Source organism: Vibrio sp. 10N.247.311.13, from assembly GCF_041467595.1.
Lineage (GTDB): Bacteria > Pseudomonadota > Gammaproteobacteria > Enterobacterales > Vibrionaceae > Vibrio > Vibrio crassostreae_C.
On record NZ_JBFSUX010000004.1, the window covers coordinates 108,931 to 133,629 of the forward strand.

The 24,699-nt window shown below is 44.2% G+C and carries 22 protein-coding genes; 9 read left to right on the forward strand and 13 right to left on the reverse strand.

Translation table 11 applies throughout. From position 1 onward, the window contains the following. Positions 1–25: 25 nt before the first annotated feature. Positions 26–940 carry a chemotaxis protein gene (locus tag AB6E52_RS03195; protein ID WP_017062751.1) on the reverse strand — a complete coding sequence of 305 codons (915 nt, stop codon included), beginning with the start codon at positions 938–940 and terminating at the stop codon, positions 26–28. A 281-nt stretch (positions 941–1,221) separates the two neighbouring features. Here AB6E52_RS03195 and ppiC point away from each other — a divergent pair, with 281 nt between their 5' ends. Both ppiC and AB6E52_RS03205 read left to right on the forward strand, forming a co-directional pair. Further along, positions 1,222–1,503 carry a peptidylprolyl isomerase PpiC gene (gene ppiC, locus AB6E52_RS03200; RefSeq protein ID WP_258185064.1) on the forward strand — a complete coding sequence of 94 codons (282 nt, stop codon included), beginning with the start codon at positions 1,222–1,224 and terminating at the stop codon, positions 1,501–1,503. Between the two features lie 283 nt (positions 1,504–1,786). Next, the gene (locus tag AB6E52_RS03205; RefSeq protein WP_017062749.1) at positions 1,787–3,193 is read left to right on the forward strand and encodes an alpha-amylase family glycosyl hydrolase; all 1,407 of its coding nucleotides are present in this window, start codon (positions 1,787–1,789) and stop codon (positions 3,191–3,193) included. Between the two features lie 112 nt (positions 3,194–3,305). On the opposite strand, the gene AB6E52_RS03210 is transcribed toward AB6E52_RS03205, so the two are convergent. From AB6E52_RS03210 to AB6E52_RS03225, 4 genes are all read right to left on the reverse strand, one after another. Then, positions 3,306–5,177 (reverse strand): methyl-accepting chemotaxis protein, encoded by a 1,872-nt coding sequence (locus AB6E52_RS03210; protein WP_102321342.1) that lies wholly within the window; start codon positions 5,175–5,177, stop codon positions 3,306–3,308. Positions 5,178–5,612: 435 nt separating this feature from the next. Beyond that, positions 5,613–6,983, reverse strand: a complete 1,371-nt coding sequence (locus AB6E52_RS03215; RefSeq protein ID WP_017067418.1) for a YjiH family protein — start codon at positions 6,981–6,983, stop codon at positions 5,613–5,615. 228 nt (positions 6,984–7,211) lie between these two features. After that, a complete protein-coding gene (locus AB6E52_RS03220) occupies positions 7,212–7,886 on the reverse strand; it encodes a YoaK family protein (RefSeq protein ID WP_102321343.1) in 675 nt (224 codons plus the stop codon). A 175-nt stretch (positions 7,887–8,061) separates the two neighbouring features. Beyond that, positions 8,062–8,544, reverse strand: a complete 483-nt coding sequence (locus tag AB6E52_RS03225; RefSeq protein ID WP_170791798.1) for a GFA family protein — start codon at positions 8,542–8,544, stop codon at positions 8,062–8,064. Between the two features lie 32 nt (positions 8,545–8,576). Here AB6E52_RS03225 and AB6E52_RS03230 point away from each other — a divergent pair, with 32 nt between their 5' ends. From AB6E52_RS03230 to AB6E52_RS03240, 3 genes are all read left to right on the forward strand, one after another. Beyond that, entirely contained in the window at positions 8,577–9,230 is a 654-nt protein-coding gene (locus AB6E52_RS03230; protein ID WP_102321344.1) for a hypothetical protein, read from the forward strand. 124 nt (positions 9,231–9,354) lie between these two features. After that, on the forward strand, positions 9,355–9,654 hold the full coding sequence (locus tag AB6E52_RS03235) for an isoamylase early set domain-containing protein (RefSeq protein WP_009845720.1): 300 nt from the start codon (positions 9,355–9,357) through the stop codon (positions 9,652–9,654). Positions 9,655–9,930: 276 nt separating this feature from the next. Further along, the gene (locus AB6E52_RS03240; RefSeq protein ID WP_102321345.1) at positions 9,931–11,241 is read left to right on the forward strand and encodes a peptidoglycan DD-metalloendopeptidase family protein; all 1,311 of its coding nucleotides are present in this window, start codon (positions 9,931–9,933) and stop codon (positions 11,239–11,241) included. Positions 11,242–11,347: 106 nt separating this feature from the next. Here the strand turns inward: AB6E52_RS03240 and AB6E52_RS03245 are convergent, their stop codons facing one another. Continuing rightward, a complete protein-coding gene (locus AB6E52_RS03245; protein WP_017068381.1) occupies positions 11,348–13,192 on the reverse strand; it encodes a bifunctional diguanylate cyclase/phosphodiesterase in 1,845 nt (614 codons plus the stop codon). A gap of 141 nt (positions 13,193–13,333) precedes the next feature. Continuing rightward, positions 13,334–14,230, reverse strand: coding sequence for a LysR family transcriptional regulator (locus AB6E52_RS03250; RefSeq protein ID WP_017068382.1), 897 nt, complete (start codon positions 14,228–14,230; stop codon positions 13,334–13,336). A gap of 108 nt (positions 14,231–14,338) precedes the next feature. Here AB6E52_RS03250 and AB6E52_RS03255 point away from each other — a divergent pair, with 108 nt between their 5' ends. The 3 genes from AB6E52_RS03255 to AB6E52_RS03265 all read left to right on the forward strand — a co-directional run bounded on the left by AB6E52_RS03255 (position 14,339) and on the right by AB6E52_RS03265 (position 16,415). Continuing rightward, on the forward strand, positions 14,339–15,544 hold the full coding sequence (locus AB6E52_RS03255; RefSeq protein WP_102321346.1) for a multidrug effflux MFS transporter: 1,206 nt from the start codon (positions 14,339–14,341) through the stop codon (positions 15,542–15,544). A 100-nt stretch (positions 15,545–15,644) separates the two neighbouring features. After that, on the forward strand, positions 15,645–15,995 hold the full coding sequence (locus AB6E52_RS03260; RefSeq protein WP_017057980.1) for a hypothetical protein: 351 nt from the start codon (positions 15,645–15,647) through the stop codon (positions 15,993–15,995). A gap of 285 nt (positions 15,996–16,280) precedes the next feature. After that, a complete protein-coding gene (locus tag AB6E52_RS03265) occupies positions 16,281–16,415 on the forward strand; it encodes a hypothetical protein (protein ID WP_010431176.1) in 135 nt (44 codons plus the stop codon). Between the two features lie 153 nt (positions 16,416–16,568). Here AB6E52_RS03265 and AB6E52_RS03270 read toward each other — a convergent pair whose 3' ends face one another. From AB6E52_RS03270 to AB6E52_RS03280, 3 genes are all read right to left on the reverse strand, one after another. Further along, complete coding sequence (locus AB6E52_RS03270) at positions 16,569–17,186, reverse strand: glutaredoxin domain-containing protein (RefSeq protein WP_017062739.1); 618 nt, start codon at positions 17,184–17,186, stop codon at positions 16,569–16,571. A gap of 68 nt (positions 17,187–17,254) precedes the next feature. Further along, the gene (locus tag AB6E52_RS03275; RefSeq protein WP_017062738.1) at positions 17,255–18,145 is read right to left on the reverse strand and encodes a DMT family transporter; all 891 of its coding nucleotides are present in this window, start codon (positions 18,143–18,145) and stop codon (positions 17,255–17,257) included. A gap of 155 nt (positions 18,146–18,300) precedes the next feature. After that, entirely contained in the window at positions 18,301–19,299 is a 999-nt protein-coding gene (locus AB6E52_RS03280) for a porin (protein ID WP_102321347.1), read from the reverse strand. A 376-nt stretch (positions 19,300–19,675) separates the two neighbouring features. On the opposite strand from AB6E52_RS03280, the gene AB6E52_RS03285 reads away from it, so the two are divergent. Further along, entirely contained in the window at positions 19,676–20,692 is a 1,017-nt protein-coding gene (locus AB6E52_RS03285) for a succinylglutamate desuccinylase/aspartoacylase family protein (RefSeq protein WP_102321348.1), read from the forward strand. A gap of 314 nt (positions 20,693–21,006) precedes the next feature. Here AB6E52_RS03285 and AB6E52_RS03290 read toward each other — a convergent pair whose 3' ends face one another. From AB6E52_RS03290 to AB6E52_RS03300, 3 genes are all read right to left on the reverse strand, one after another. After that, positions 21,007–21,726, reverse strand: coding sequence for a DsbA family protein (locus tag AB6E52_RS03290; RefSeq protein WP_102321349.1), 720 nt, complete (start codon positions 21,724–21,726; stop codon positions 21,007–21,009). 127 nt (positions 21,727–21,853) lie between these two features. Further along, positions 21,854–22,423 (reverse strand): protein disulfide oxidoreductase, encoded by a 570-nt coding sequence (locus tag AB6E52_RS03295; RefSeq protein ID WP_102321350.1) that lies wholly within the window; start codon positions 22,421–22,423, stop codon positions 21,854–21,856. Positions 22,424–22,426: 3 nt separating this feature from the next. Next, positions 22,427–24,490: a protein-disulfide reductase DsbD gene (locus tag AB6E52_RS03300; RefSeq protein WP_102321361.1), complete on the reverse strand. Its 2,064-nt coding sequence runs from the start codon at positions 24,488–24,490 to the stop codon at positions 22,427–22,429. Between the last annotated feature and the right edge of the window lie 209 nt (positions 24,491–24,699).

Sequence of the window (24,699 nt, forward strand, 5' to 3'; positions counted from 1 at the left end):
CCAGGTTTAGCTTCTATAACAGAGCCTAAGCAGCCGTAGAGGCGCCGTTTAAGACTTTTGCGCCGCGTAGCATAGCTTCGATTAATTCACCCGCGTTGAACTTCTCAAGCGCTTCATGCGCCCCCACCTGATTAGCACGGTCGACACAGATCTCACTGGACAGTGAGGTATGCAAAATACAGTAAGCGTGACTTAAAGCGCTGTCGTTTTGCACTTCAAATGCAAGCTCATAACCATCTAATCCCGGCATCTCGATATCACTCACCAGAAGATCAATGGCATTGCCAGCGCTGGCTTGGCGTCGCATTAGGTCGATGGCATCTAAGCCGTTGTTACATATGCTGTAAGGGATGTTGATGCTGTCTAAGGCATCAGATAACTGTTTACGTGCAATCAAAGAGTCATCCACTAATAAGATGTTCAATGCTTTGAGGCGTTCCCTTTCTACATCGGTCAGCATCGGGATATGAGCATTCTCATAAGCTGGGTAGATCTTAGAAAGCAGCAGTTCCACATCGAGCATTTGCACAATACGGTCTTCAAAACGTGTAATACCCGTTACAAACACATTGCGACCCACACTGGTGGGTGGAGATTCAATGCTCTTCCAGTCGCATTCAATGATTTTATCAATTGAACGAACCAAGAACGCCACAACTGTTCTCAAACAGTCAGTAACGATGAGTACACAATCTTGGTATTCAGCGGGTGTTATCGGACGGAAGCCAATCGCAGCGGACATATCAATCACAGGAACTGTAAGGTCGCGGATAGTCACTGTACCAATCACGTGATGATGGGAGTAGGGGATCTGAGTCATCGGCTGAAAAGGGACGATTTCTCTGACCTTAAGCGTGCCAATCGCAAAACTTTGAGTGAGGGACAACTTGAACATCAACATTCCCTGTGACTGACTCGCTTTACTGATCGGTTTGGCCATAAGTGGCTCCTACTTAATACGCGCTTAATTTATAAGGATTAATTTAAAGGGAAATGGAAGCCGCAGCAAGTCGCGATGCGGTTTTTAATGGCCTTTAAGGCAGTTGTTTTCGGTTATAGAGTGAAGAATAGCGGTTCTTGGGTTAAAATCACGCTAAACGCTGGCTGTCGATGAATTTATGTCGATAAGCCGTTAGCGGCAAACAGATTTACAACAGTCAGTTCATTCGCGATGTTCTAAGTAATCGTCGTAAGTAAACTGGCAGCAACAAACTGAGAATTATCATGGCAAGAACAGCAGCAGCGCTTCATATTTTGGTGAAGCATAAAGAACTAGCAGAAGACATCATGACGCAGCTTAAAAAGGGCGCTAAATTTCAAACGCTAGCGAAGAAACATTCAACCTGTCCATCTGGTAAAAAGGGCGGCGACCTAGGTGAGTTCAAAAAAGGTCAAATGGTGCCTCAGTTTGATAAGGTTTGTTTCTCTGGCGAGACGCTTGTACCACACCTTGTGAAAACAAAATTTGGCTGGCACGTCGTGAAGGTTCTTTACAGAACTTAGTTATAAATATGTGTTAGATTGAATAAAAGGAGCGTATATACGCTCCTTTTTTGTGACTTTTGTGAGCGTTTTAAAGCACTACGGTTGAGTGTTCATCCCAGACGTTATGCGATAATTGGTGCTACGCCCTCAACCATCCACCGTGAGTAATTGGTAGGAGGAGGAGGGTTTTTAATGAGTAACTCATATAATAAATGCCATTCTTGAGGAAATTTATTGCAGCTTTGCCTTTTAGCCTTTGCCTTTTCTAAAAAGCTGTAAACGAGTTTGGTAGGAGAACAACATGGAGAGTTCAGCTATGTTAAGCAAACCAGCGACAGATGTCATATTGCATGCCTTTGACTGGTGCTACGCTGACGTAATGAAGAACGCCCCACTGATCCAAGAGTTGGGTTATAAATCTGTTTTAGTATCACCGGCGATGAAATCGCTGCGCGGCCCTAAAGGTTGCGATCGAAATTCTGGTACTCAATGGTGGCAACGCTATCAGCCCCAAGACTATCGTGTGATCGATAATCAGTTGGGTGACACACAAGATTTTAAAGCGATGGTCGACACGTTAAAGCGACATGGGCTTCGTACTTATGTGGATGTGGTGTTTAACCACATGGCCAACGAATCGGGTATCCGCGGTGATCTAACGTATCCCAATCAGCAAGACATGGCGTCTTATCAAAAAGATGCTGACTATTATGAATCCATACGTTTGTTTGGTGACCTTTCTGAGCCTCTTTTTGATGAGAACGACTTCGTGGAAGCGTTTGGTATCAAGAACTGGAAAGACACGTGGGAAGTGCAAAACGGGCGTATTACCGGTGGCGCCAGCGATCCTGGCCTGCCAACGCTACTCGATAACGATAATGTGGTGGCACAACAAAGAGCCTACCTAAAAGCACTGAAAGAGATTGGTGTGAAAGGATTTCGCATTGATGCGGCAAAGCATATGACACTGGCACACCTACGCAAGGTGTGGACGGATGACATCTGCGAAGAAATGCACATCTTCGGTGAGATCATTACCGATGGCGGCGCGACAGAAGAAGAGTATGAGCTGTTCCTTGAGCCTTATCTTAAACACACTCGCTTAGGCGCTTACGATTTCCCGTTGTTCAACACCATCTTCAAAGCATTTGAAGAGCAGGGCAGCTTTAAGTCTTTGATTAACCCATACTGTTTTGGTCAGGCTCTGTCGAATATGCGAGCGATCACGTTTGCGGTCACTCATGATATTCCCAATAACGAGGTGTTTTTGGAGCATGTGATGGATGAAGTGGATGAGCGATTGGCTCATGCTTTCATTCTTGGTCGAGACGGCGGTGTGCCGCTTGTTTACAGTGAACTGAGCACCAGCGGTATTCTGGACAAGAGCGGTCAGCCTCGTTGGCTTAACGACTGGCAAGCGCCTTACATGAAAAGCATGATTCAATTCCATAACCATGTTCATGGCGAAGCGATGCGTGTGGTTGAAGCGAATGATGATTTGTTGGTGTTTGTCCGTGGCGATAAAGGCATTGTGGTGATCAACAAGTCGAAGCGAAGCAAAACAGCCTCATTAAATTGGACTGGTGCGGTAACCGATTTACTGTCGGATGATGTGTTTGAATGTGTTGGTAAGGATTTAACCATCAAGGTGGAATCGAACCAATGCATGATGTTAACGACGAATGAATTGAAGCCTGTCACGAGTTAACTTGGATAGACTAGAAAGAGAAGCCCCGCTTACTGGCAATCAGTAATCGGGGCTTTTTATTTTAAGCTATTGCTCGGTAACTAAACCAAACGGCAACTGAGCCAAACCTTGGTTAAACCGTAAACTTATTCAATAGCTCGTCTTGTTGGCGAACATTGTCAGTTTGCTGCTGCATTGCGGTATTCGCTTCTTGGGCCGCTGTTGATACTTGTGTTGAAAGGTCTTTGATCTTAACAGTGTTGTTATTGATCTCTTCCGCTACTAAGCTCTGCTCTTCTGCCGCTGAAGCAATCTGGATGTTCATATCTGAGATGCGTTGAATCGCGTCACGGATACGGTCAAGTGAAGAGTTCGCTTGCTGAGCGCGTTCAACGGCGTCAGTGGCTGTGTCTTTACTTTGGTTCATCGCGTTCGATACTGAGCTTGCACCCGCTTGGAGCTGCTCGATCATGTTGCGGATTTCCGTAGTTGATTCTTGAGTACGTTGTGCCAGAGTACGAACTTCATCGGCAACGACTGCGAAACCACGGCCTGATTCACCAGCACGCGCCGCTTCAATAGCCGCATTCAATGCCAGTAGGTTGGTTTGGTCTGCAATATCGTTGATTACTTTTAGAATTGTTTCGATGTTGGCTGTTGCTGATTCAAGTACTTGTACTTCGGCAACCGCTTGGTCGATACGTGCTGAAAGGTTATCAATCGCTTGAGTGGTGTCACTTACGACAGATGTGCCGCCTAGCGTTGCTTCGTCTGCTTCACGGGCTGCCGCTGCTGCGCCTTGAGCATTGTTTGCAACTTCAGTTGCAGTAACCGCCATCTCGTTCATTGCAGTCGCTAACTGTTCAAGCTCTTCCAGTTGGGTATTCATCGCTTTCGCTGATTCGCCTGCACCTTTAACCGTGATTTCAGTACCACGCTTAATTTCAACACCAATCGCTTTCGATTGAATGATCTGATTTTGCAGGTTTTCAGTAAAGGTGTTGAAACCTTTCGCTAGGTCAGAGAACTCTTGGTCTGTGTTGGTATCTAGGCGCTTAGTTAAATCACCTTGACCGCTCGCCACATCTTGAATGGCTTGGTTAAGCGCATCCAGTGGACGCATTAACACACGAATCAGAACAGTCAGTGCAATGATGCTGAGAATAACTGCAATCAACGAGTAGATCATTGAGCTGTTCTTCAATTCTTCAACGGTTTGGAACGCGATCTCTTCATCCAGGATGGCACCTATATACCAATCTTCACTAGGGATGTGGGTGAAATTAACTAGGAACATTTTGCCGTCGACTTCAATTTCTTGAGAGCCTTCACGAATAGTCGCTTGTGGCATGTAGCTTGATAGCGTTTCACCGTTGTTTTTCGCATTTGGGTGAGCAATCGTGGTGCCGTCGGCTGTTACTAGGAACAGGTAACCCGCATCAAACAAGTTCACTTGGTTGACCAAGGTAGCAAGGTTCGTCAATTCTAGGTCGTAGAACATACCCGCAGTAAAGCGGCCGTTGTCTTTAACTGGAGTACCTACTGATATGATGACTTTCTTACTTGATGCATCCACATAAGGAGCGGTAACAACTAAACTGTTTTTGGATTTAGCATCAATGTACCAAGGACGAATTCGTGGGTCGTAGTCTGGACCGGCATCCCAACCATCATCATTTTCAATAACGAAACCGTTTGCTTCATAACCAAAACCAACCGCTAGGAAGCTGTTTTTAAGCTTTGGCTTTTCTAAGATTTCTTTAACGTAAGCGCGATCTTCAGGGTTGATCTCGATGACTTCAGTCGTCGATTGAGCCAACGCTTTCTTGGCGTTCATCTCCGATACGACGGTATTTTTCACGCCCGAGACCATCTCTTTCAGGCTCGCATTGACGTGGTTTTCTACTGCACTTCTTACAGTGTAAAGTTGTTGTATTGAAAGCAATGATACTGTCACTAGCAGCAAGGCTGATGATGCAGCAACCACCTTATGGCTAAATTTCATTGAGTTTTCCCCTTCTCACAGGCTTTGCGAAGACTAAAGTTAATCGTGTTTTTGTAATTATATATATCGACTAGATTGGGTTTTACTTGAATGTAATTTCACAAAATAGACTGCAAAAATACAACAACATAAACAATACAAAATTCACTAAATCACATATTTGTTACTTTTAGTATTTGGTTCAATGAGTTGGGGAATGGGGCTAGACAGAGTTTAAGGAGGGATTAAGAATGTATTAATTTGACGATTATGCGTTCAGTTTTCTATTAACAAGAGTTGGGTTGAATAAATGATATGAAATCAAGTGATATACAGAACTTATAAATTGATTGAACTCTAAATAATGCTGTGTATATATTTGTGCTAATAAAAAGCCCCACAAAAGTGAGGCTTTATAAACTGAATCTTTATTGAGTTACATAAGTAGTATCTAATTTAGAATATTAGATGCGCTACACCAGCGATAACTGGAAGCGTAATTAACGTACGTAGAATAAAGATAATAAACAGTTCTAAGATGTTCACTGGAATCTTACTTCCTAGAAGTAGAGCGCCCACCTCAGACATGTAGATCAGCTGAGTTACCGACATTGCTGCAATAACAAAGCGAGTCATCTCGTTGTCGATAGAAGCCGCAAGGATTGCTGGGATAAACATGTCCGCAAAACCAACAACAATCGTTTCAGATGCTGCAACCGCTTCAGGAACACCAAGTAGCTCTAGGAATGGAATGAAAGGCTGACCTAGGATTGAGAACACAGACGTGTATTCCGCAATAACCAGTGCCATTGTACCTAAACCCATAACAACAGGCAGTACGCCAAATACCATATCTACGGCGTTACGAACGCCTTCGCCAAATACAGATTTAGCCGACTTTACTTGAGATGCTTTATTTACCGCTAGCTCAAGACCCCAAGAGAACGTTGAGTGACCTGCTGGGATCGCGTCAGCGTCTTTGTGCGGCTTGCTGCCATCAATGAAAGTATCTTTCTTCATGCTTAGTGGTGGAAGGCGAGGGATGATCACCGCTGCCACAATACCCGCTAAACAGATTGCTGCGTAGAAAGGTAGGAACAGGTGCTCTAGTTCTACCTGAGCAATAACCACAAGACTGAATGTGATAGATACTGCTGAGAAAGTCGTACCAACAACCGCAGCTTCACGCTGAGTGTAGAATTTCTTCTCGTACTGTTTGCTTGTAAGCAGGATACCAACACTGCCGTCACCCAACCAAGAAGCCATACAGTCAATAGCACTGCGGCCTGGTAGGTTGAAGATTGGACGCATGATTTTACTTAGTAGCGTGCCAAACAGCTCTAGTAGACCAAAGTTAAGTAGAAGCGGAAGTAGCAAACCAGCAAAGATGAATACTGAGAACAGTGTCGGAAGCAGGCCTTCTAGAACCAGACCACCAGTATTTTCTTCCCAAATAACCTCAGGGCCAACTTGGAAGAAAGCCATAACGGCTGCAGCACCACCAATTAAACGAACCAGCAACCACAGTGGAGATGGGTTGAAAAGGCCGTTTAAAAATGAATTTGATGTAATGAATGTAGGCTTAAAAATGGTGCTTAAAACTGAAGCTACAGACATGAAAGCAACGATCGCAGTGATGATAGGGACTAGATATTCACCGAAAACCGCTTGAATTGATTTGGCTAAGATAGCTACAGGGATGGTTAGATCACCTTGATAGCTGATTGGCGCCATGAAAAGGAATAAACCAATCAATGATGGGATTAAGAAAACCCAGAAACTGCCTTTAGATTTCTCTGTTTGAGCAGTATTCTTGTTGTTAGACATGTTATTGTTCTCGAATTTCTACACGTAAAAAAGCCACATCCTTGGCATTTTTATTCACTAAACGTCCGTATTTTCTCATTGGGTGCAAGATTACCCAGTATTAATATCGCTTGCAATACTATTCATCAAATATCGCTAAATATTCATACTGGTTATTCTGCAACGTATTAAGAGTTTAGAATAAAGTGTTGCGGATGTTACGTAGTTTGAGGTTATATTGCCAGATATTTATAAATTGACTGGGGTTTCAGTTCGATAGGTCAAGTATAACCAGTAGCTAAACGCAATAATGAAAGCAAAAGAGGCAGGGAAAGCCAATGCCAAGATTTCGAAGCGTTGGAACAGACAAGCGCCAATTAAGCCGCCAAACAGGAAGCCAACCACAATGAAAATTAGCAGTTTGGCTTTACGGCGGTCAAAAGGCATCCCCTTTAAGCGAGCGCCAATCATGATCCCAAGATCGGTAATGATCCCGCTCATGTGTGTTGTTCGAATGATTGCCCCGCTGTAAGTGGTGATCATCGCGTTCTGCAAACCACACGCGGCTGAAGCGAAATACTGACCTGAAGTATAGCCTTGCAACAGTGTCCACAGCGCCAAAAACAGCAATCCACCCTCAATACATAGTGCAACACCGTAACGGCGTCCTAACTTCAATGCTTGGTTTTCAATAAAGAACCCGCTGAACGCCGCACCTAACATGAAGCTCATGATCACCAATAGGAGGTGAACAGAAGCCGAGGTCGGTGTAAGCAGGCTACTGCCTAGCAAAGACATGGTGCCGGAGATATGGGAGATAGCTTGATGTTGGAAGCCAAGTAAGCCGATAGCATTAACACTGCCAGCAAGACCAGCTAACAAAAGGGCGCCTCCTTCAACCCAGCGAGGTAACTTAGAAATCATGTGGTTCACCCTGGGTTAAATAGAGGAGCAAGATTATAACGCTAGACAAAAGATACGCTAGCGCTGTGAAGCGTTGATATTTGATCTTAGGCAACAGTATTGCAGTTTGTTTTAATACTGTTGCTATATAAACATAACGGTCAATAACGAGATAAAGATAACGCTCAATGACGAACTAGTTGTAATGGCTCATTTGGTGGTCGAACTTAACCCAACCGTGTTTGCGTTCTTCATAAACCGAAAAGCTCGGCAGTGGGAAGTCTTGCTCTTTAAATAATCCGAGCGGGACGATATAAAAATCAGCGGCGGCAACTGACTGCAAAAGCATGGTGGTGCCACACTTGGGACAAAACTGATAGGTGACTTCATTACCCGTATCGCTGATGCGTGAAAAAGAGGTCACTTCACCGCTGAGTGTAACTTGTTCTATTGGGAACCGAGCCTGAATGCCGAACACACTTCCGGTGCGTTTCTGACACTCATAGCAATGGCAGACAGATGTACGTTGAGGTTCACCTCGGCATACTAGGTTGACTGCTCCACAGCGGCATTCGCAACTTCTGATATTTCTATCTTTAATATGATTGATATCCATCCATGCTCCACTTCTGGTTAACCCTGTATTGATAATTATACTAAAGCCCTTTATGGTCTGCACAACTGGATGAAAACAAAAGAATATAATTGCCCATGAAAAAGAAAATCTTACCTATCCCTCTGATTCTACTGATTCCAATTGTCATGCTGGTTGTGGTGATAGTGGCGGGTATTTATCGCTTTAGCTTAAGTGATGAAGAGATCTTGGCGAAGTTTCCTTCTTCTCAAGTGAGTTATGACCCAGTCGTAGAAACCGTTTTTGATTTGAAGACGACCAATCCATGGACAATTAAAGTTCCTGAGACTAACGCCTACGCTTTTATCAATGAAGTTGATGAGCCTAGAGCCATCGCGTTTGGACGCTATGACTCAGGTGTTGAGCGCGGTGTGGTAACGGTAGAAACCAATAATCTTTCAGCCGCCACGTTGGGCAAGGCGAGTTTCTTTGTCGCGCCGATGTGGATATCTAACCAAGGCAGCGGTGTTTTCTATTATCTAGGCCTGTTTAAGCATGACCAGCAACGAAGCCGTGTGGTGTTAGTCGACCAACTTTTACTGGGTGATCGTATACAAATTCAGACATTGGAGGTAGCTCAGCAACCAGGTTCGCAATCACAGAATAAACTTACTGGGGAAGGTTTTATCGGCTTTACTCAGCATTCTGCGGAACAATCATTTGCAGAACCCCCTTCTGAAAAGGTGTTAATGAGTTTTTCTTTTGATACGCAATCAATTGGTAAGCAATAACGTTTTCGTGAATGTAAGGATCTGTTGTTTATGTGAGCCAAATTACATATTATCTTAGTTAGATGAATGAAATTTAGACACAGTTAGCTTTGTGTCCGCTTATTATTACAAATGGAGCTTGCGAATGATTAATAAACGTTTTTTTAAGACGAAAGATGAAGTTGAAGTGACCTTCGAGCTAGAAGCTCAGGAAGCGAACTCTGTATCCATCGTTGCTGACTTTCTTGATTGGAAAGCCACCCCAATGAAAAAACTGGCCAAAGGGAAGGTTTACAAGTTTAAAACTCGTCTACCTAAAGATGGCGAGTTTCAATTCCGCTACCTAGTTGATGACCAACAATGGGTGAACGATGCGAATGCCGATCGTTACATCCCAAATGAATTTGGTGAAGACAACTGCCTAGTGTCGACGGTAAACGCATAATCTTTTCTTAAAACCAGCGACTAATTCGCTTCGTTTATTAATTATTCGAAACGGAATAACGTCAACCAATAGAAAGCAGAAACTAGCCGTTTCTGCTTTTTTATTTTTAAATTTAGCGGTTAATTTTATTTCTTATCTAGTGGCTCTTCATCTACGGCAACTCAATGACTTAGGCTAAGTTGGGAAGATTCACATCATATTATGACAATGCATTGATGATTTATGCGTTTGAAAAGCATATCCTATGCCTTTATATCGTAGAAAGACCTGTTTACCGTGTATTCAAAAATATTTCCCTCTCCGTTTGCTGAGCTTTCACCTGTAAAAAAAGTAGCTATTTTGGGACTGCCACTTATTGCTGCGATTGGTGTTGCTTTGCAATCGTCACAATCGGATCTGACGAAAACGATCGATCTTGATTTGCCCGACTCAACCGTTATTGAGTCAATTCTGTCACCATCTTCTGTTACCGTTATTGAGCCGCCGACATTTGAGTATCAAATTCAAACGGGCGATAACTTGAGTAGCATCTTCACTCAGCTTGGATTTTCTTACAAATCGATGATGAGCGTGATGGAAACCGATTTAAACTTCCTTGCGTTAGACACGCTTCGCCCAGGTAACACATTGCGTTTTTGGCGTGATGAAGCGACGGGCGACCTTTCCAAAATGGAACTTCAATTTAGTGTTGCAGATAAAGTGGTTTACCGACTGCTTGAAGATGGTACATACGAGTTTGAAGATATCTCTATTCCGGGCGAGTGGAAGCAAAAACCTTTAGTGGGTGATATTCAAGGCAGCTTCTCTATGTCGGCGAACAAGGTTGGCCTGAGCAGTCTTGAGATTGACCATATTGTGACTCTTCTTAAAGATAAGCTGAACTTTAGCCGAGACCTACGTGCTGGCGATCAGTTTGAAGTGCTTCAAAAAGCGCAATATGTTGATGGTGTTGCAACCGGAAAACGTGAAATTGAAGCAATTAAGATCATGAATCGTAACCGCGTTGTGTCAGCATACTTACACACTGACGGACAATATTACGATGCTAATGGCGATAGCTTACAACGTGCTTTCCAACGTTACCCAGTGAGCAGTAGCTGGCGCCAAAGTTCTCAGTTTAACCCTAAGCGCTTACACCCTGTGACTGGCCGCATTTCACCGCACAACGGTACAGATTTCGCGACGCCAGTTGGTACGCCGGTTCAAGCAACGGGTGATGGCAAAGTGATTATGACGCGTAAGCACCCTTATGCGGGTAACTATGTGGTGATTCAACACGGTAGCACTTATAAAACGCGCTACTTGCACTTAAGCAAGATCCTTGTTCGTAAAGGACAAACGGTATCTCGTGGTCAACGTATTGGCCTATCGGGTAAAACGGGTCGAGTGACAGGTGCTCACTTGCACTATGAACTGATCGAACGTGGTCGCCCTGTTGATGCGATGAAAGCGAATATCCCAATGGCCGATTCTGTGCCTAAAAAGGAAAAAGCGACATTCACAGCCGCGAGAGATGAAGCCGACAAGCTATTGAAGGCAGCGTTAGAAACGCGCAATCTAGCAATGGTTAATAATGCTAGTAAGTAGCTAGCCATTAAACTGTTTTAAAGCCGCAAGAGCATCACAAAGCACAGTCAGTGTTAAGTGATGCTCTTGCGGCTTTTTAGTTCTCAATAGAAGGTTCGGTAAGGGTTTAAACTAAAGGCTCTGAGTGCGCGACATAGCTAACGATAGCTTCAGGCCGCATTGGAGGTGAGTAGAGGTAACCTTGGATCTTGTCACATCCCATCGCGTGCAGCTTTTCTAATTGCTCACGCTTCTCAACACCTTCCGCAACCAAAGATACATCGAGTCTATGGGCCAGTTGAACAATCAGCCATACTACGCTCTCTGAGGTCGAACTAGTTAACAAGTCTCGAATAAAGGTCGCATCAATTTTAATGCAATCGATAGGGTAGCTGTGGATGTAGTTCAAACTGGAGTAGCCTGTACCAAAGTCGTCGAGTGCAATCGTGAAGCCTTGTCCTCTCAGAAAGTTAAGCGCGGATTTTGTCTCTTGTGTTGGCGATAACAGAACGGTTTCGGTTAACTCGATAACAAACTCATTCGCCTTAAAATGGTGCTGTTCAATGGTTCGAGTCAGGTAGGATATATAACGTTTCGAATCAGTAAGCTCGTGCGCAGAGCAGTTGATTCCAAGTTTAACCTTGTAGCCCAAGCCTTGCTCTAGTGTGGTTTTAGCGCGGCACACCAATTCAATAATGCGTTCACCTAATTCGACAATCAGCCCTGACTCTTCTGCCACTTGAATAAACTCTACGGGTGAGATGTCTCCATGTCTGGCGGTTTTCCAGCGAGTCAGTACCTCGAAATATTCCCATTGCGTTTCACCTTGACCCACAATCGGCTGTACCACTACGTACATTCCATTGCTGTCGGGGATATAGCTTTGTGAAATTGGGTTTTCCAGCTCACTTCGTAGCGCTGCGACTAGCTCGGTTTTTCTTTGGTAACGAACTCTTAAGTGAGTGTCATAACATTGAATATGAGTATCTTGGCTGTGTTTACACTCTTTAAGCGCCAAGCTGGTATTGAAGATGATTTGCTCAACGTCTTTGTTGTCTCCATCCGAGCTGGCAATACCGATGCTGACGTCGAAATCTATCTTGATATCAACGCTACTGTAGCCCTGCTTAATTTTGGCCAGTATTTGTTCGCACACGGCTATCGGATCAGAATGGTAGGTGATGAAGGCGAACTCGTTGCCAGCAGTCCGGAAAGTCAGGTTGCTTTCAGGTAAAGTTCGGCGCAATATTTCTGCGACAAACTGCAGCACCTTGTCACCAATATAATTACCGTGCATATCATTAATGGCTTTGAAGCTATTGATATCGAGTAAAGCCAGTGTAAACGGAGTGACGCTCTGTTGAGTAATCGACTCTAAGGTATCTGATAAACAGCTTCGGTTGAGTAACCCGGTTAGGCTGTCGTGTGACACCTCATAACTAAGCTGATTTACAAGTTGTTCGGAACGATCGTTAAACCACATTTCACGCAAGGTGTGGATGATGATGTCGGCGAACAATTGATGGTGCTTTACCACGTCTTGTTGCTGGTCAGGGCTAAGAGGCGAGGTGAACGTTGAAAACAGCACGCCCATCACTTCGCCACTTTGAGTTTGAGTCGGGATCGCGATGGAGTTTTGTGAGGTGATTTCCTGCCTAAATGCCGATGTTGGCAATGACTGGACGATGTACTGAGAAAATGAGCAATCTGGGTGTCTTTGATTGACGGCTTGTTGGTAGATGTGACCATGGCGCGCATTGATTTTGTCATGTAATACATGATCAGAATGGGCGATCACCAAAGGAACGGTTTGGTCAGGGAAGTACTTCTTCTCAATGATGCTAGTGTATTGAGTATCAAAGGTCTGATGTAAAGTAAGCACAGCTGACTCTAAAAGGTCGATACCTTCCAATTTCAGCAAACGGCCAATGCGCTCTGTGTCTATCATGCTATTGTGCGTATGTTGAGTCATAGCCCCCCCCCTAGTTAACCAGATTCACTGTGTAAGCGGTATACGTATTATCTTGTATATGTGCGAACTTGTATAATCTATATGCGTCAAGTTTATTATTGGCCGTGTTGTATAACTTTTCAAATTAAAATGTGACTTATTTCACAGAGCTTGCGTGCTACGCTCTTTGTCTAGCCTGTCTTTCAGATGGTCCAAAAAGAGCTTGGTTCGCGTGTGCGAGTAATCAAGCTTAGGGTAGTACGCGTAAACCATCACTTCGTCGGCGGTAATATTTGGCAATACTGGAACTAATGTCCCTTGCTTTAGATCCTCTTTGATCATCGCTTTGATGGTTAACAGTACGCCCATTCCTCGCTTCGCAGCATGAAACAAAGCCTCTGGATTGGTGGTCGCAAAGTTACCGTTTAACGTTATTCGCTGCCCTTTGGTGAGCGCTACTTCACGGGTCGGACGCTCTCCCCAAATTAACGAGTTGTGTTGCTCCAAATCTTGCTCGCAAGTGGGGTAGCCGTGTTTGGCAAGATAGCTTGGTGCTGCATAGAAGCTGGCTCTGTGTTCAAACAGCGGTGTTTTCTTGAAGCTTAATGAGTTGAGTTGTTCTAGTTCACGACTGATTACCAAGTCCAAGCCAAGCTCGGGTAATTGACCGGGCGTAGTGGTGATGAGTTGTACCTTAATATCAGGGTACTTTTCTAAGAAGTCGTCCATGTATTGCACCAGAAACTTAGAGCCAACCGCAATCGTAGCGCCGATCTTTAATAGGCCTGCTGGGGTTTGGTTAACCGAGCGAGTCTCATCAATAATGGACTGCCAATTGTCGAGCTGATCCTTGGCTCGCAGGTAAAAGAGCGCACCTGCTTCGGTTTGGCTAATTGATCGCGTGGTACGCTTTAACAGTTGGGTGCCGATGCGCTCTTCTAACCAGTTCACTCTTTTACTGATCGCCGAGCTGGTGGTGTTCAGCTTTCGAGCAGCACCATTGAAGCTGCCTTCTTCGACTACTCTGACGTAGCTTTTTACGTTAAGAATCCAATCCATATTATTTCCTGCTGGGACTTAATAAAATTCCAATTTAGCTAATTATCAATTATTGGTTTTGAATGTAAACTCGTCTAATGAACAAATATCAAACGAATAGGGAATTTTTTGAGCCAATCGACCTTTAAAAAAACACCGTTACTCTTAGCAATGATGATTATTGCTACGGGGCAGGTGGGTGTGAGCATCTACTTGCCAGCATTACCGTTAATTGCTTCTGATTTAAGTGCTACTCAAGTAGATGTACAGCTTCTCGTCACGCTGTTTCTGGTGGGTTTTGGCTTGTCTCAGCTATTTTACGGACCGATGTCCGATGCGGTGGGAAGAAGACCTATCTTCTTGTTAGGTCAGGGTGTTTATTTGATTGGTACAGTCGTTTGTGTTGTGTTTTCTGACAATATGACGGCGCTAGAAGTTGGTCGCTTGCTGCAAGGTTTAGGGGCGGGCAGTGCCTCGGTTCTTGGGCGAAGTGTGCTTCGTGACAGCTATGATGGTTCACAGCTTACCAAAGCGTTGTCTTATATCTCGATCACCGCGTCGATTATGCCGATCATCGCGCCTGTATTTGGTGGCTGGATTTCATTCCACCTTGGTTGGCAGGTGGTGTTCCTTTTCGTTCTATTGTATTTACTGGCGATATTCACACTGGGTTACTTCGTGTTGCATGAAACTCTGCCATATGGGAAGAGCCGTTTTGAAGTCAGCCAAGTGGTAAAGAACTACGGACGCTTGTTAACGAATCGCCAAGTGATAAGCAGCGCCAGTTATAACTGGATGAGTTATATGGCGAGTTTGGTATCGTTATCTTTATTCCCATTCTTAATGCAAGAGCAATTGGGGCTGACCGCCGCTGAGTATGGTTCATTGATGATTGTCCCTTCGGCAGGCTTACTGATCGGTAGCGTTGCTTTGAACTTGCTCAATCGTAGGTTTAGCACTCCGCAATTGATGAGCCTTGCGATTTTGATTATTTTGGCTTCGGGAACTTGGCTTCTTACTCATGAGTTATCCATCTTTAACTTGGTTTGGGCGTTTACTTGGTTGGCGATAGCACAAGGCATTTCGTTCCCATTATCAATCAGCATGTTATTAGAACCTCATAAGAAGCAAGCGGGCGCAGTATCGGCATTGTCGGGCTCTATTCAGATGTGTTTAGCGGGTTTATTGGGTGGGTATCTAGTAGAGAGTTGGGTCACGACTCATCTACAGTTAGGCGTGTTCTACCTCATTATTGGCGCAGCCATGGGCGGAGTGCTTTGGTCTTCAACCAAAATGAACAACAAAGGCGATACTGTTGAAGTGGAATATAGCTAAACACTAAATTCACTATCGTTTAACGCACCATCGTTAATACGTTGTATTTGTGCTGATGGTTTTCTACAATGCTTCGGTCCATTGAATAGGTAAAAACAAAATGCAGCAAAATGAATTTGAAGTACTGGTAAAAGCTATCTGCGCACTAGATGGCCTGCCTCAAGCGCTTGAGCTATTGAAATCCAATGAGGATACAGAAGTCGCTGAGGCTGCTGCATCACTGACTGGTCAATTTGCACTTGCTGAAGTGGAAGGCGAAAAGCGTATTTACCACGTGACGCTTCAAGAAAATGAACAAGGCGAAGAGCAAGAGTACATCGAACATGTTATGAATGAAGGCGATGACTTAATCAAATTTGCAGCTTGGTTCTTTGAAACGATGTTTGAATTGAAGCAAAAAGACACATACCAAATTGCCGGTAAAACTTACAGACAGCCAAAGCGCAGCTAGGTTTCTCAGTAAAGCATTTTAGAAAGCAGCTCTATTGAGCTGCTTTTTTTATCAGTGTCTAAATCAATGTCTTGGGTTGTTATTAGGAATGGAGCATTAAGCTCAAACCAGAATTTAGGTTAACTCATTGATATACAAAAACAATGCTGATTAACACAGAGACAAAATTAGGCTAATTGCAAATGAATGCTTAATATTGCATTAAAGTGTGATTTAGATCTTGTTTTTGGGCGTTTTAAGTGTAGAATCCGCGCTAAAGAAAGTTGATTATGTGCGGAGATAAGCATGAATTACGAACTAGGCCACGCATACCTTGGTCAAATGGCAGCAAAAAACATGATGCACGAAGCATTGTACGGCACTTCAAAGCCAAAGAAACCATCGTTCTTTAAGCGAATGATGAAGAAAATGGCTAAATAAGCATTTTCAAAAACGGAATTTTAAAAGGCCTTAAACTCGATGAAGTTTAAGGCCTTTTTCGTTTTAGCGATTGGTGAAAGTTATCGCTTTGTTTTGTTGTGGATGGACACAAAAAATACCAATTAAGCTTCTGACTAATGGCTTTTAATGAACTCAGCCAGCAGATTGATTGGATAAGTCGACCACATTATTAGGGATGCTATCTAAGCCATTCTCTTTCATCCACGCTTCTAAGTTATCGGCACCACCGATGTACTTACCATCAAGCCAGATCTGCGGGACGGTGACCGGTGTTTTCTCACCAATGTGTGCTTTTACCTCTGGAATCATACGGTACAAAGCGGCGCTGTCTTTTACGACATCGTGGTATTGGTATTCAACACCCGCTTCATCCAGCATTTTCTTCGCTTTAACACAGAATGGGCAGGTCGCCTTACCATAAACGATGTTGCCTTTTAGGCTGTCTCGTTTGGTCCACTCTTTGATCACCGATTGGATTAACACACCGCGATTCAGCGCTTCACCTTGGCTGACCACTTTGCCTTCAACAACAAGGATTGGAGCATGCCAAGAGCCTAGTTTTAGCGGCTCCCACCAGTGAGACAACCAATCTTTCACTTCCAGTTCGACATCGACATCGGCCAATTCATTCTCAAAAGTATCCTTCAGAATGTCTTTGGTAAGGGTACATTCCCCACATGGGATATTAACTTTAAATGGACCCCAGCTGCCTGCCCAACGGTATAGTGTAATCTTGACTGGTTTCTTCATGGTTACGGCCTCGTTTGAATTCTCTTATCCATATAGAACGGACAGTCGAACTATTTATTTCACCAACCTTAAACTTTCTTCACTTTCGAAGGTTTTTTGGTTTCCCAGTGCGTTATAAATGCAACTGACGCAATAATAATAGCAGCACCTAGCCATAAACGACCCGGTGGAACCCAACTAAACACAATCCAACCTGCTAAAACATTTAGCGGTAATTTGGCGTGGTCAAAAGGTTGCACAAACGAAGCATCAGCGACTGAGTAGGCTTTTACAATCGCCCATTGAGCGAGTGCCGTCATAACACCGATAACAATCAAGATAGCCCAAATTGTACCGCCGCTTGGCGTCTGCCAATCTGGCGCGGCAAGCAGGATGTTAAATGGTGTGATTAATAGCAGCAGGTAAACCACCATGGTTGAAGGGCTGTCTTGTGAAGAGAGCTTTTTCACCATCAGTGAGTAGCATGCCCAGAAGAAAGCGGCACCGACTGGTAATAACGTTGCCCAGTTAAAATCTTCAGCCCACGGCTCTAGAATCACCATCGCACCCACGAAGCCTGCTAAGGTCGCGCCCCAGCGAGCAGCCCCAACTTTCTCTTTTAAGAAAAGCCCTGAACCAATGGTTGCAAACAATGGCGATGTCATGAGAAGGGCAATGCCTTGCCAAATTGGTACTGGGTAAGCCAGTGCCCATATCCAAAGTTGAATACCAATAACAGACAAGAAGACACGGAATACGTGCAATTTGAGGTTGTCGGTTTTTAGCGCGCGGCGAATACCCAGCGTTTTTAGGTAAGGAAGAATAGCGAATAACGCGATGGCGTATTGAATGACGGCAACGGTGGTAGAAGTAAGTCCGAAATGAATGCTAGCAATTTGAGTTAGGCTGTTAATAACGGCAAAGGCTAGGCCTGCGGTTAGCATCCAGCTAGCGCCTTGGATCGGATGGTGTTGTGACATGATGCTTCTAATTATTTGATGTGGTTCACCTATGATACGGATTTAGCACCACTTAACCAGAAAAAGCATTGATGAAGTCAGTCAGAATATTTGAATATGAAAAAAGGTTGAGCCATTGCCCAACCTTTTTAGTCTGTGTCTAAAGTCGATTTAGATTAGAAGTCGTAACGTACACCTAAGCGAAGAGAGTCTTCACTTTGTGTTTCTAAACCTGCAACTTTTACGTCGTCTAGATTGTTTAATTGGTAAGCAACGTATGTACGGATAGATTTGTTGAACTTGTAAGTACCAGTCAGCTCAAAGAAGTCAGCTGTGTCTACAGTTAAATTCTGTGTCGCGTCTTTTTCTTGTTTTTGGTACAAACCTGCCAGTTCAAATTGGTCTGTTAGCTTGTATTTAGCAGCAACTTCCACACCAGAGAACTCAGTTTTTGCTTTGTCGTCTAGGTCACCCATTGTGTAGGTTGCACCTAGGTATAAAGCATCCATTTTGTAGTTAATACCAGCAATCAATGCTGTAGCTGAACCATTACCAGTACCGTTGTCGTTACCTGAGTAACCAAGACCGAAACCTAAGCCCATCGGTAGTGTGTAAATGCCAGAGATACCGTAACCGTCAGTATCTTTGTCTTCACCAGCAATCAAACTTGCTTTAAGAGAAAGTGCGTCTGCGTCGTAAGCGTATACAAACGTGTTATTGATTTGCTCGTCACCTGCATTGATGAATGCTTTTTGGTCACCAGAGTAGATAGTAACATCCGACATTTCTGAGATTTGAGCTGCAGCTGTATCTTGACGACCTACTGATACTGCGCCGAAGTTACCTTCAAAACCTGCATACATGTAACGTTGCTTAAAGTTTTCAGTCTTACTGTTATCAGCAGAAGATTTCACGCTTTGTTCTGCTTCGTAGAAACCAAAACCAGATAGGTCGCTAGTGATTTCTGTAGTACCACCCACATTCAAACGAACACGGCTTTTGTTTTTCATCGTACCGTCGATTTCAGCACCACCTGAACCAATGAAATCACCACGGAATTCCGCACGACCGCCAATTTTAAGTTCTGTGCCATCAGAGCTGTAAACTGTTGCTGCTAGAGATGAACCTGAAACTAGTGCCGCTACCACTGCAGAAGCTAGAACTGCCTTTTTCATAATCACTTACCTTGTATTTTAAAATCCGTGAGCAATGTGCTCTCCGTTTCGATATGAAGCTAATTTAGAGCAGATAAATTAAGCTTTCATTTCCATAAAATTACATTTTCGTGAATGGGGAACTTTTTTAAGTGTTGATTTTATTGCACTTTTATTTCATGCGACTGAGTGTTCTATGAATAGTTATACAAGTTGCGTGTATTTCAAAGGTCACATTAGCAAGTTTTACCTTGGAATCACGTATGTCGATGGTGGTGAATTTTGGCTGCGCTGAGAGCTTGTTAATCTGATTAACTGCTTGTACTGGTAAGGATATCCTCTATGATGCAAAAACTTAGAAGAGAATAGATTCTGCTCAACAATATGGAGACGTTGGATGAAAACAGAGTACTTAGGCGATGTTTTACAAGGTAGGCAGGTTATTGGCTCCTTGAATGTTGAAGACCTACCCGTTGGAGAGCACCAGTTTTGGTTTCAAGTCACCAGTGATGGGCTAGGGCAACCTAAGAACATGCCGGTTTCTGTTTTCAAAGGCAGTCAAGAAGGTCCTAGTTTGATGATCACCGCCGGTATTCACGGTGATGAGCTAAACGGAGTGTTGGCTGCACAGCAAATTATCAGGGACTTAGTCGGTAAAACGCTCAAAGGCACGGTAACGATTGTACCTACTGTGAATCTGTCTGGCTTGCTGAACCATAGCCGTGATTTCATCTCTTCGGATCCGGGTTCTTGCCCTGCTAATCTTAATCGACTCTTTCCGGGTGACGCGAATGGCTTGGCTGCGGAGCGCTTTGTTGCGTCTTTGTGGGAGCGTTTGCTTAAGCATAATGCCACCTTCGCCGTTGACCTCCACACTCAAACTCGTGGCGCAGTTTATCCACTTTATGTGTTTGCTGATTACCGCATAGAACAATGTTTGGAGATGGCGAGGCTGATGCAGCCCGATTGTGTTCTGAATGACCCTGGTGACCCAGGTATTTTGGAAACGGTTTGGAATCGAAGTGGAATTCCGAGCATCACGGTGGAAGTTGGGATGGGGAAATTTACTCAGCCTGACATGATTCAACGAGCGGTAGACGGTGTTTTTAACATGCTATCTTATTATGAAATGTTCGAGGTTGAAATAAATCATCCCGAGAAAATGCAGCTGCCGAGCATGGATTGGATCGAGGGTAATGATGTGGTTTCTATCCGCGCTGATATTGGTGGCTTTGTATTGCCGCAGGTTGAGCTTCTACAGAGCGTAGAGCAAGATGATTTATTGGCCATTCAATATGACGCTTTTGGTAATGAGTGTCGCCGTTATCACGCGCCGTCTGTCGGACGTGTCCTTAGCTATAACGTGGATGCGCTAAGGGAGCCGGGTGCGCTTGTTTGTCGCTTGCTGAGTTAAGGCTCAGTCGGTTGGACGTTTCCGTGTTAATGCACTGTGTTGTTATCTAAAACACGTAAAAAAAGACCGAGCTAGGCTCGGTCAAAGGACAGTTGTCTAGAGTAAGCACGTCTTGGACTCATCGAGAGAACTGCTTTTAGAGTAGCGAGGCTAGATTAAGAATCCATTGCAAGATAGTGACACTTCGACTGCTTTTCTATTTCAAAAATAATATTGAAAACATTATCTTAAACTCATCAAAAACCCGACTGCGAGTTACGCGAGTCGGCTTTTATTCACTTCTCTTTCGAGTCTTTATCTCTATCTACGCACGATTAAAAAGCGTCATCCACGATATCTTTAAGTCGGTCGTAAGGCACATACCCTGGTAAAACATTTTCGTTCATCATCATGGTTGGAGTGCCCGTTAAGCCGAGTGCACTGAACGTTTGATGGTTAGTGGTTAGAACCTGGTTTTGTTCTTGAGTTGTTTTTAGTTCCGCCTCTGTTCCCGTCTTCTTGGCAACGGCTTCTAGTGAGCTTTTCGAGTGAATACCGCTTTTCGCCATCAGCAATCTATCAACTTCAGGGAATGCTGCTGGGTTATCTTTCCATACTTTCATCGCGTATAGCGCCGCGTTGGTGTCTAGCCCTGCAACTTGTTGTTGCTTAAACGATAAGTACACGTTGATCACTTTAATGTCGCTGTTTTCAGAGGCTAATTGAACCAAGCCTTTTTCCAAGCGCTTACAGTAAGGGCAGTTGTAGTCAGTAAAGTTAACGATGACTGATTTGCCATCCGGATTGCCCGTGATTGGGTGAGCGTCATTGTTGTACAACCAATCATGGCTTCCTGCTTGAGCTTTCTTCGACTGTTCTTGACCTGCTACGTACTGCTCTAAACTGGTATGCAATCCAGAGATCGTCGATGGATTTTCCTTCAGGAATTGATTAATTTCTTCAAGTTGTTGAGTTTGTTCTTTGTTTAATTCTGCGAAGGCATTAGTACTCATTAATGAGCCTATAATCAGTGCGCTTATCAGATGCTTTTTCATATTGTCTTTTCTCAAATTCGTGATAATCGTGAGCGCTTATTAGGTTGCGCTCACATTAATATTGTTTGTTAAACTGGCTGAGTCGGTTTATTCACTTAGCTTTGCTCTGTTTTTCTTTGTGAGCGATTTAGGCAAAGTAGGTTCTTAACCACAGGCCGATAGGGGATGTAACGCCGGTTGCGATACTGCTAATCTTTCCATCTTTGATGATGACAATACTTGGCGTGACATTGACTCCCCAACTTCTGCTGATCGATCCAGAGAGATCATTGATCACAGGGAAGTCATACTCTTTCGCCTCTAAGTAGCGCTGGACACGTTCGTCTGGACCAGACGATAGAGCGACCGAAACCACCTGATGGGAATCGCTGAAGCTATTGATGGTTGGGCTTACAAATTTGCAGGCACCACACCAAGTCGCCCAAAAATAGACAATGACTGGCTTACCATTTTTGCTTAGCTCAATAACATCAATATCTTCGCCTTGGAGCGATTGACCCACAATTGGAATCGCATCGCCCTGAGGCATACTTCTGCTGTGATAAAAGTCCATGGCGAACGAAACCACGCCAACGATCAATATCATTGAAACCAGTTCCTTTCCCCACTTCTTAAGACGACTTGGCTTTTTGGCCTCACCCTTTACAGCGTTGTCTTCAGTCGTGCTAGATTTCTCTTCATTGTTGGGAGTCTTCATCAGTTATCTCGCAGCATCGATGGCTTGAACGACAGTGTCACTGTTCAGAATGACAGGCATTGGAATACCGCTTTTATAGCTCGGGCCGTAGACGATATTAAATGGCACACCAAATCGCCCATTACTTTGTAAGTATTGAGTGACACTTTCACTTGGTGTTGTCCAATCACCTTTCATCAAAACAATGTCATCATGCTGTAGGTGGCTGTAGACAGGATCTTGAAGGATTACACCGATCTTGTTGGCTTTACAGGTGATACACCAATCAGCAGTCACATCAACAAACACCGTTTTGCCTTCATCAACGAGCTGAGGGATTTGCTTCGCATCCAGCTTTTGCCAAGCGAGATCGTCAACAATCGGAGTCGCCCAGTTATCAGCGGTGACACTACCGACGATCAATGCAGCACCAAACACCAAGGTTGTGGTTGCGACGATAGGAATAAGCACCTTGCGACCCAACTTACGGCCAATCCAAATCAATACTGAAATCACGATAAATAGCGACAGCAGGATAGTTGGGAATTTACCAATGAATGGGCTAAGGAGGCTTGTTAGCCATAGGCTGGTAATGAACATCATTAAGCCAAATACCAGCTTAACTTTGAACATCCACGCCCCAGGCTTTGGAAGCAATTTGGTTAGGCTTGGGAATAGCGCAAAGATCAACCAAGGCGCACTCATACCGATACCAAGCGTGATGAAGATAGCCCATAACTCTTGGTAGCTTGCTCCAAGTGCATACGCGACAGCGGTTCCTAAGAATGGCGCGCTACACGGCGTTGCTAACAGCGTTGCAAACATGCCTTGAACAAAGTGGCCTGAATGTGAGTCATCGCCTTTGGTTGCCATCCAGGTGTTTAAACCTGATGGTAGTCTGAATTCGAATAACCCAAGCAGGTTAATCGAAAACAGCAAAGTGATGATCAGCATGAACCCGATGAACCAAACATTTTGGAACTGGATTCCCCAGCCAATTGCATTACCACCCATTTTTAGAGCGGTCATACCTAGGGCTAACAGCGCAAATGATGTAATGACACCTGACGCAGAAGCTAAGAATGAGAGTCGAATATGACGATTAGATGCACCTTGGTTTTGAATGATGCTGTTTAATTTCATTCCTAAGACTGGCAACACACATGGCATGATGTTGAGGATCAAACCACCAATTAAAGCGAAGCCTATCATCGCCAAAAAGCCGTTGTTGCTTGTTTGGTAAGCGATCGGTTCTGAGCCAACTTTGGCCGTCATCTCTTCGGCGAAATTAGTGTCTGAAACGGTGACACTCACGTTACGGTCCGTTAAGTCGACTTCACCTATCCAGTTGCTCACATCAAATACGGCCGTCATTGTATTGTCTGTGATGTGGACGCTTGGTTGAGAGAAGAAGTCATCAATCACTTCTTGCCCGTCAATCAACACCATCGGCTTATCCCAGCCATTTTTACTTGTCAGCTGAGTAACCAGTTGCTGCTTGCTCTTGTCCCAAAATAGACCATTGACTGAAGTGCGATTAGCTTCTCGTGGAGATTGGCTCATGCCTTGGTTGAACAAGAACATCGCTTCTTCATCGAGCGCTAAAGTTTGTGGGTCAATCGGCAGTTCGATATCGTAATCGGTTAACACACAGATATTGGTACACGACGGAAAGGTAAACGATGCCCTGAATATCGCAGGCTTCGTGTTGTCTTTCAGGGATAAAGTGACAGGAAAGCTGACATGTTTTTTGTAGCCTAACGTCATGACGTCAAGCTGCTCGTAGTATTTAGGTATCGGCCAGTGCCACTCTACTGACTCAATGTTTGTTGAACCAGACCAGTCCCAGCTTGGCGGAATGCCACCTTCGCCTGGGCTGCGCCAATAGGTTTTCCAGTCGCCGTCGAGCACGACATCGAGCACGGTTTGGATCTTAGAGCCGTCATCCGACTGTTCACCCGTCGACATCATTCGCATTTTAACAGGCGGATGCTCAGGCACACTAAGCCAGCCCGTTGTCTGTGCCAAGGCGGTAAATGACGTCATAACCAAAAGGGCAGTGACTAAGGTTTTCGCGCATGTACGCATAGAGAATGCCAATGAATCGACAAACTTAGTTAGTAGTGTGTTGTACACAAATGTATCTCCAAAAAATAAATAAAAGGGTGTAGTAGCCCGGTTATTTACTCTCTAAATATACAGTGCTTTAGATGCAATCGGTGTTTTGTCGGTCGAGTAGAGCGATGATTGTCTCTAGATAATCTCGAGATGTGAGGAGGTAAGTTAAACGCAACAGC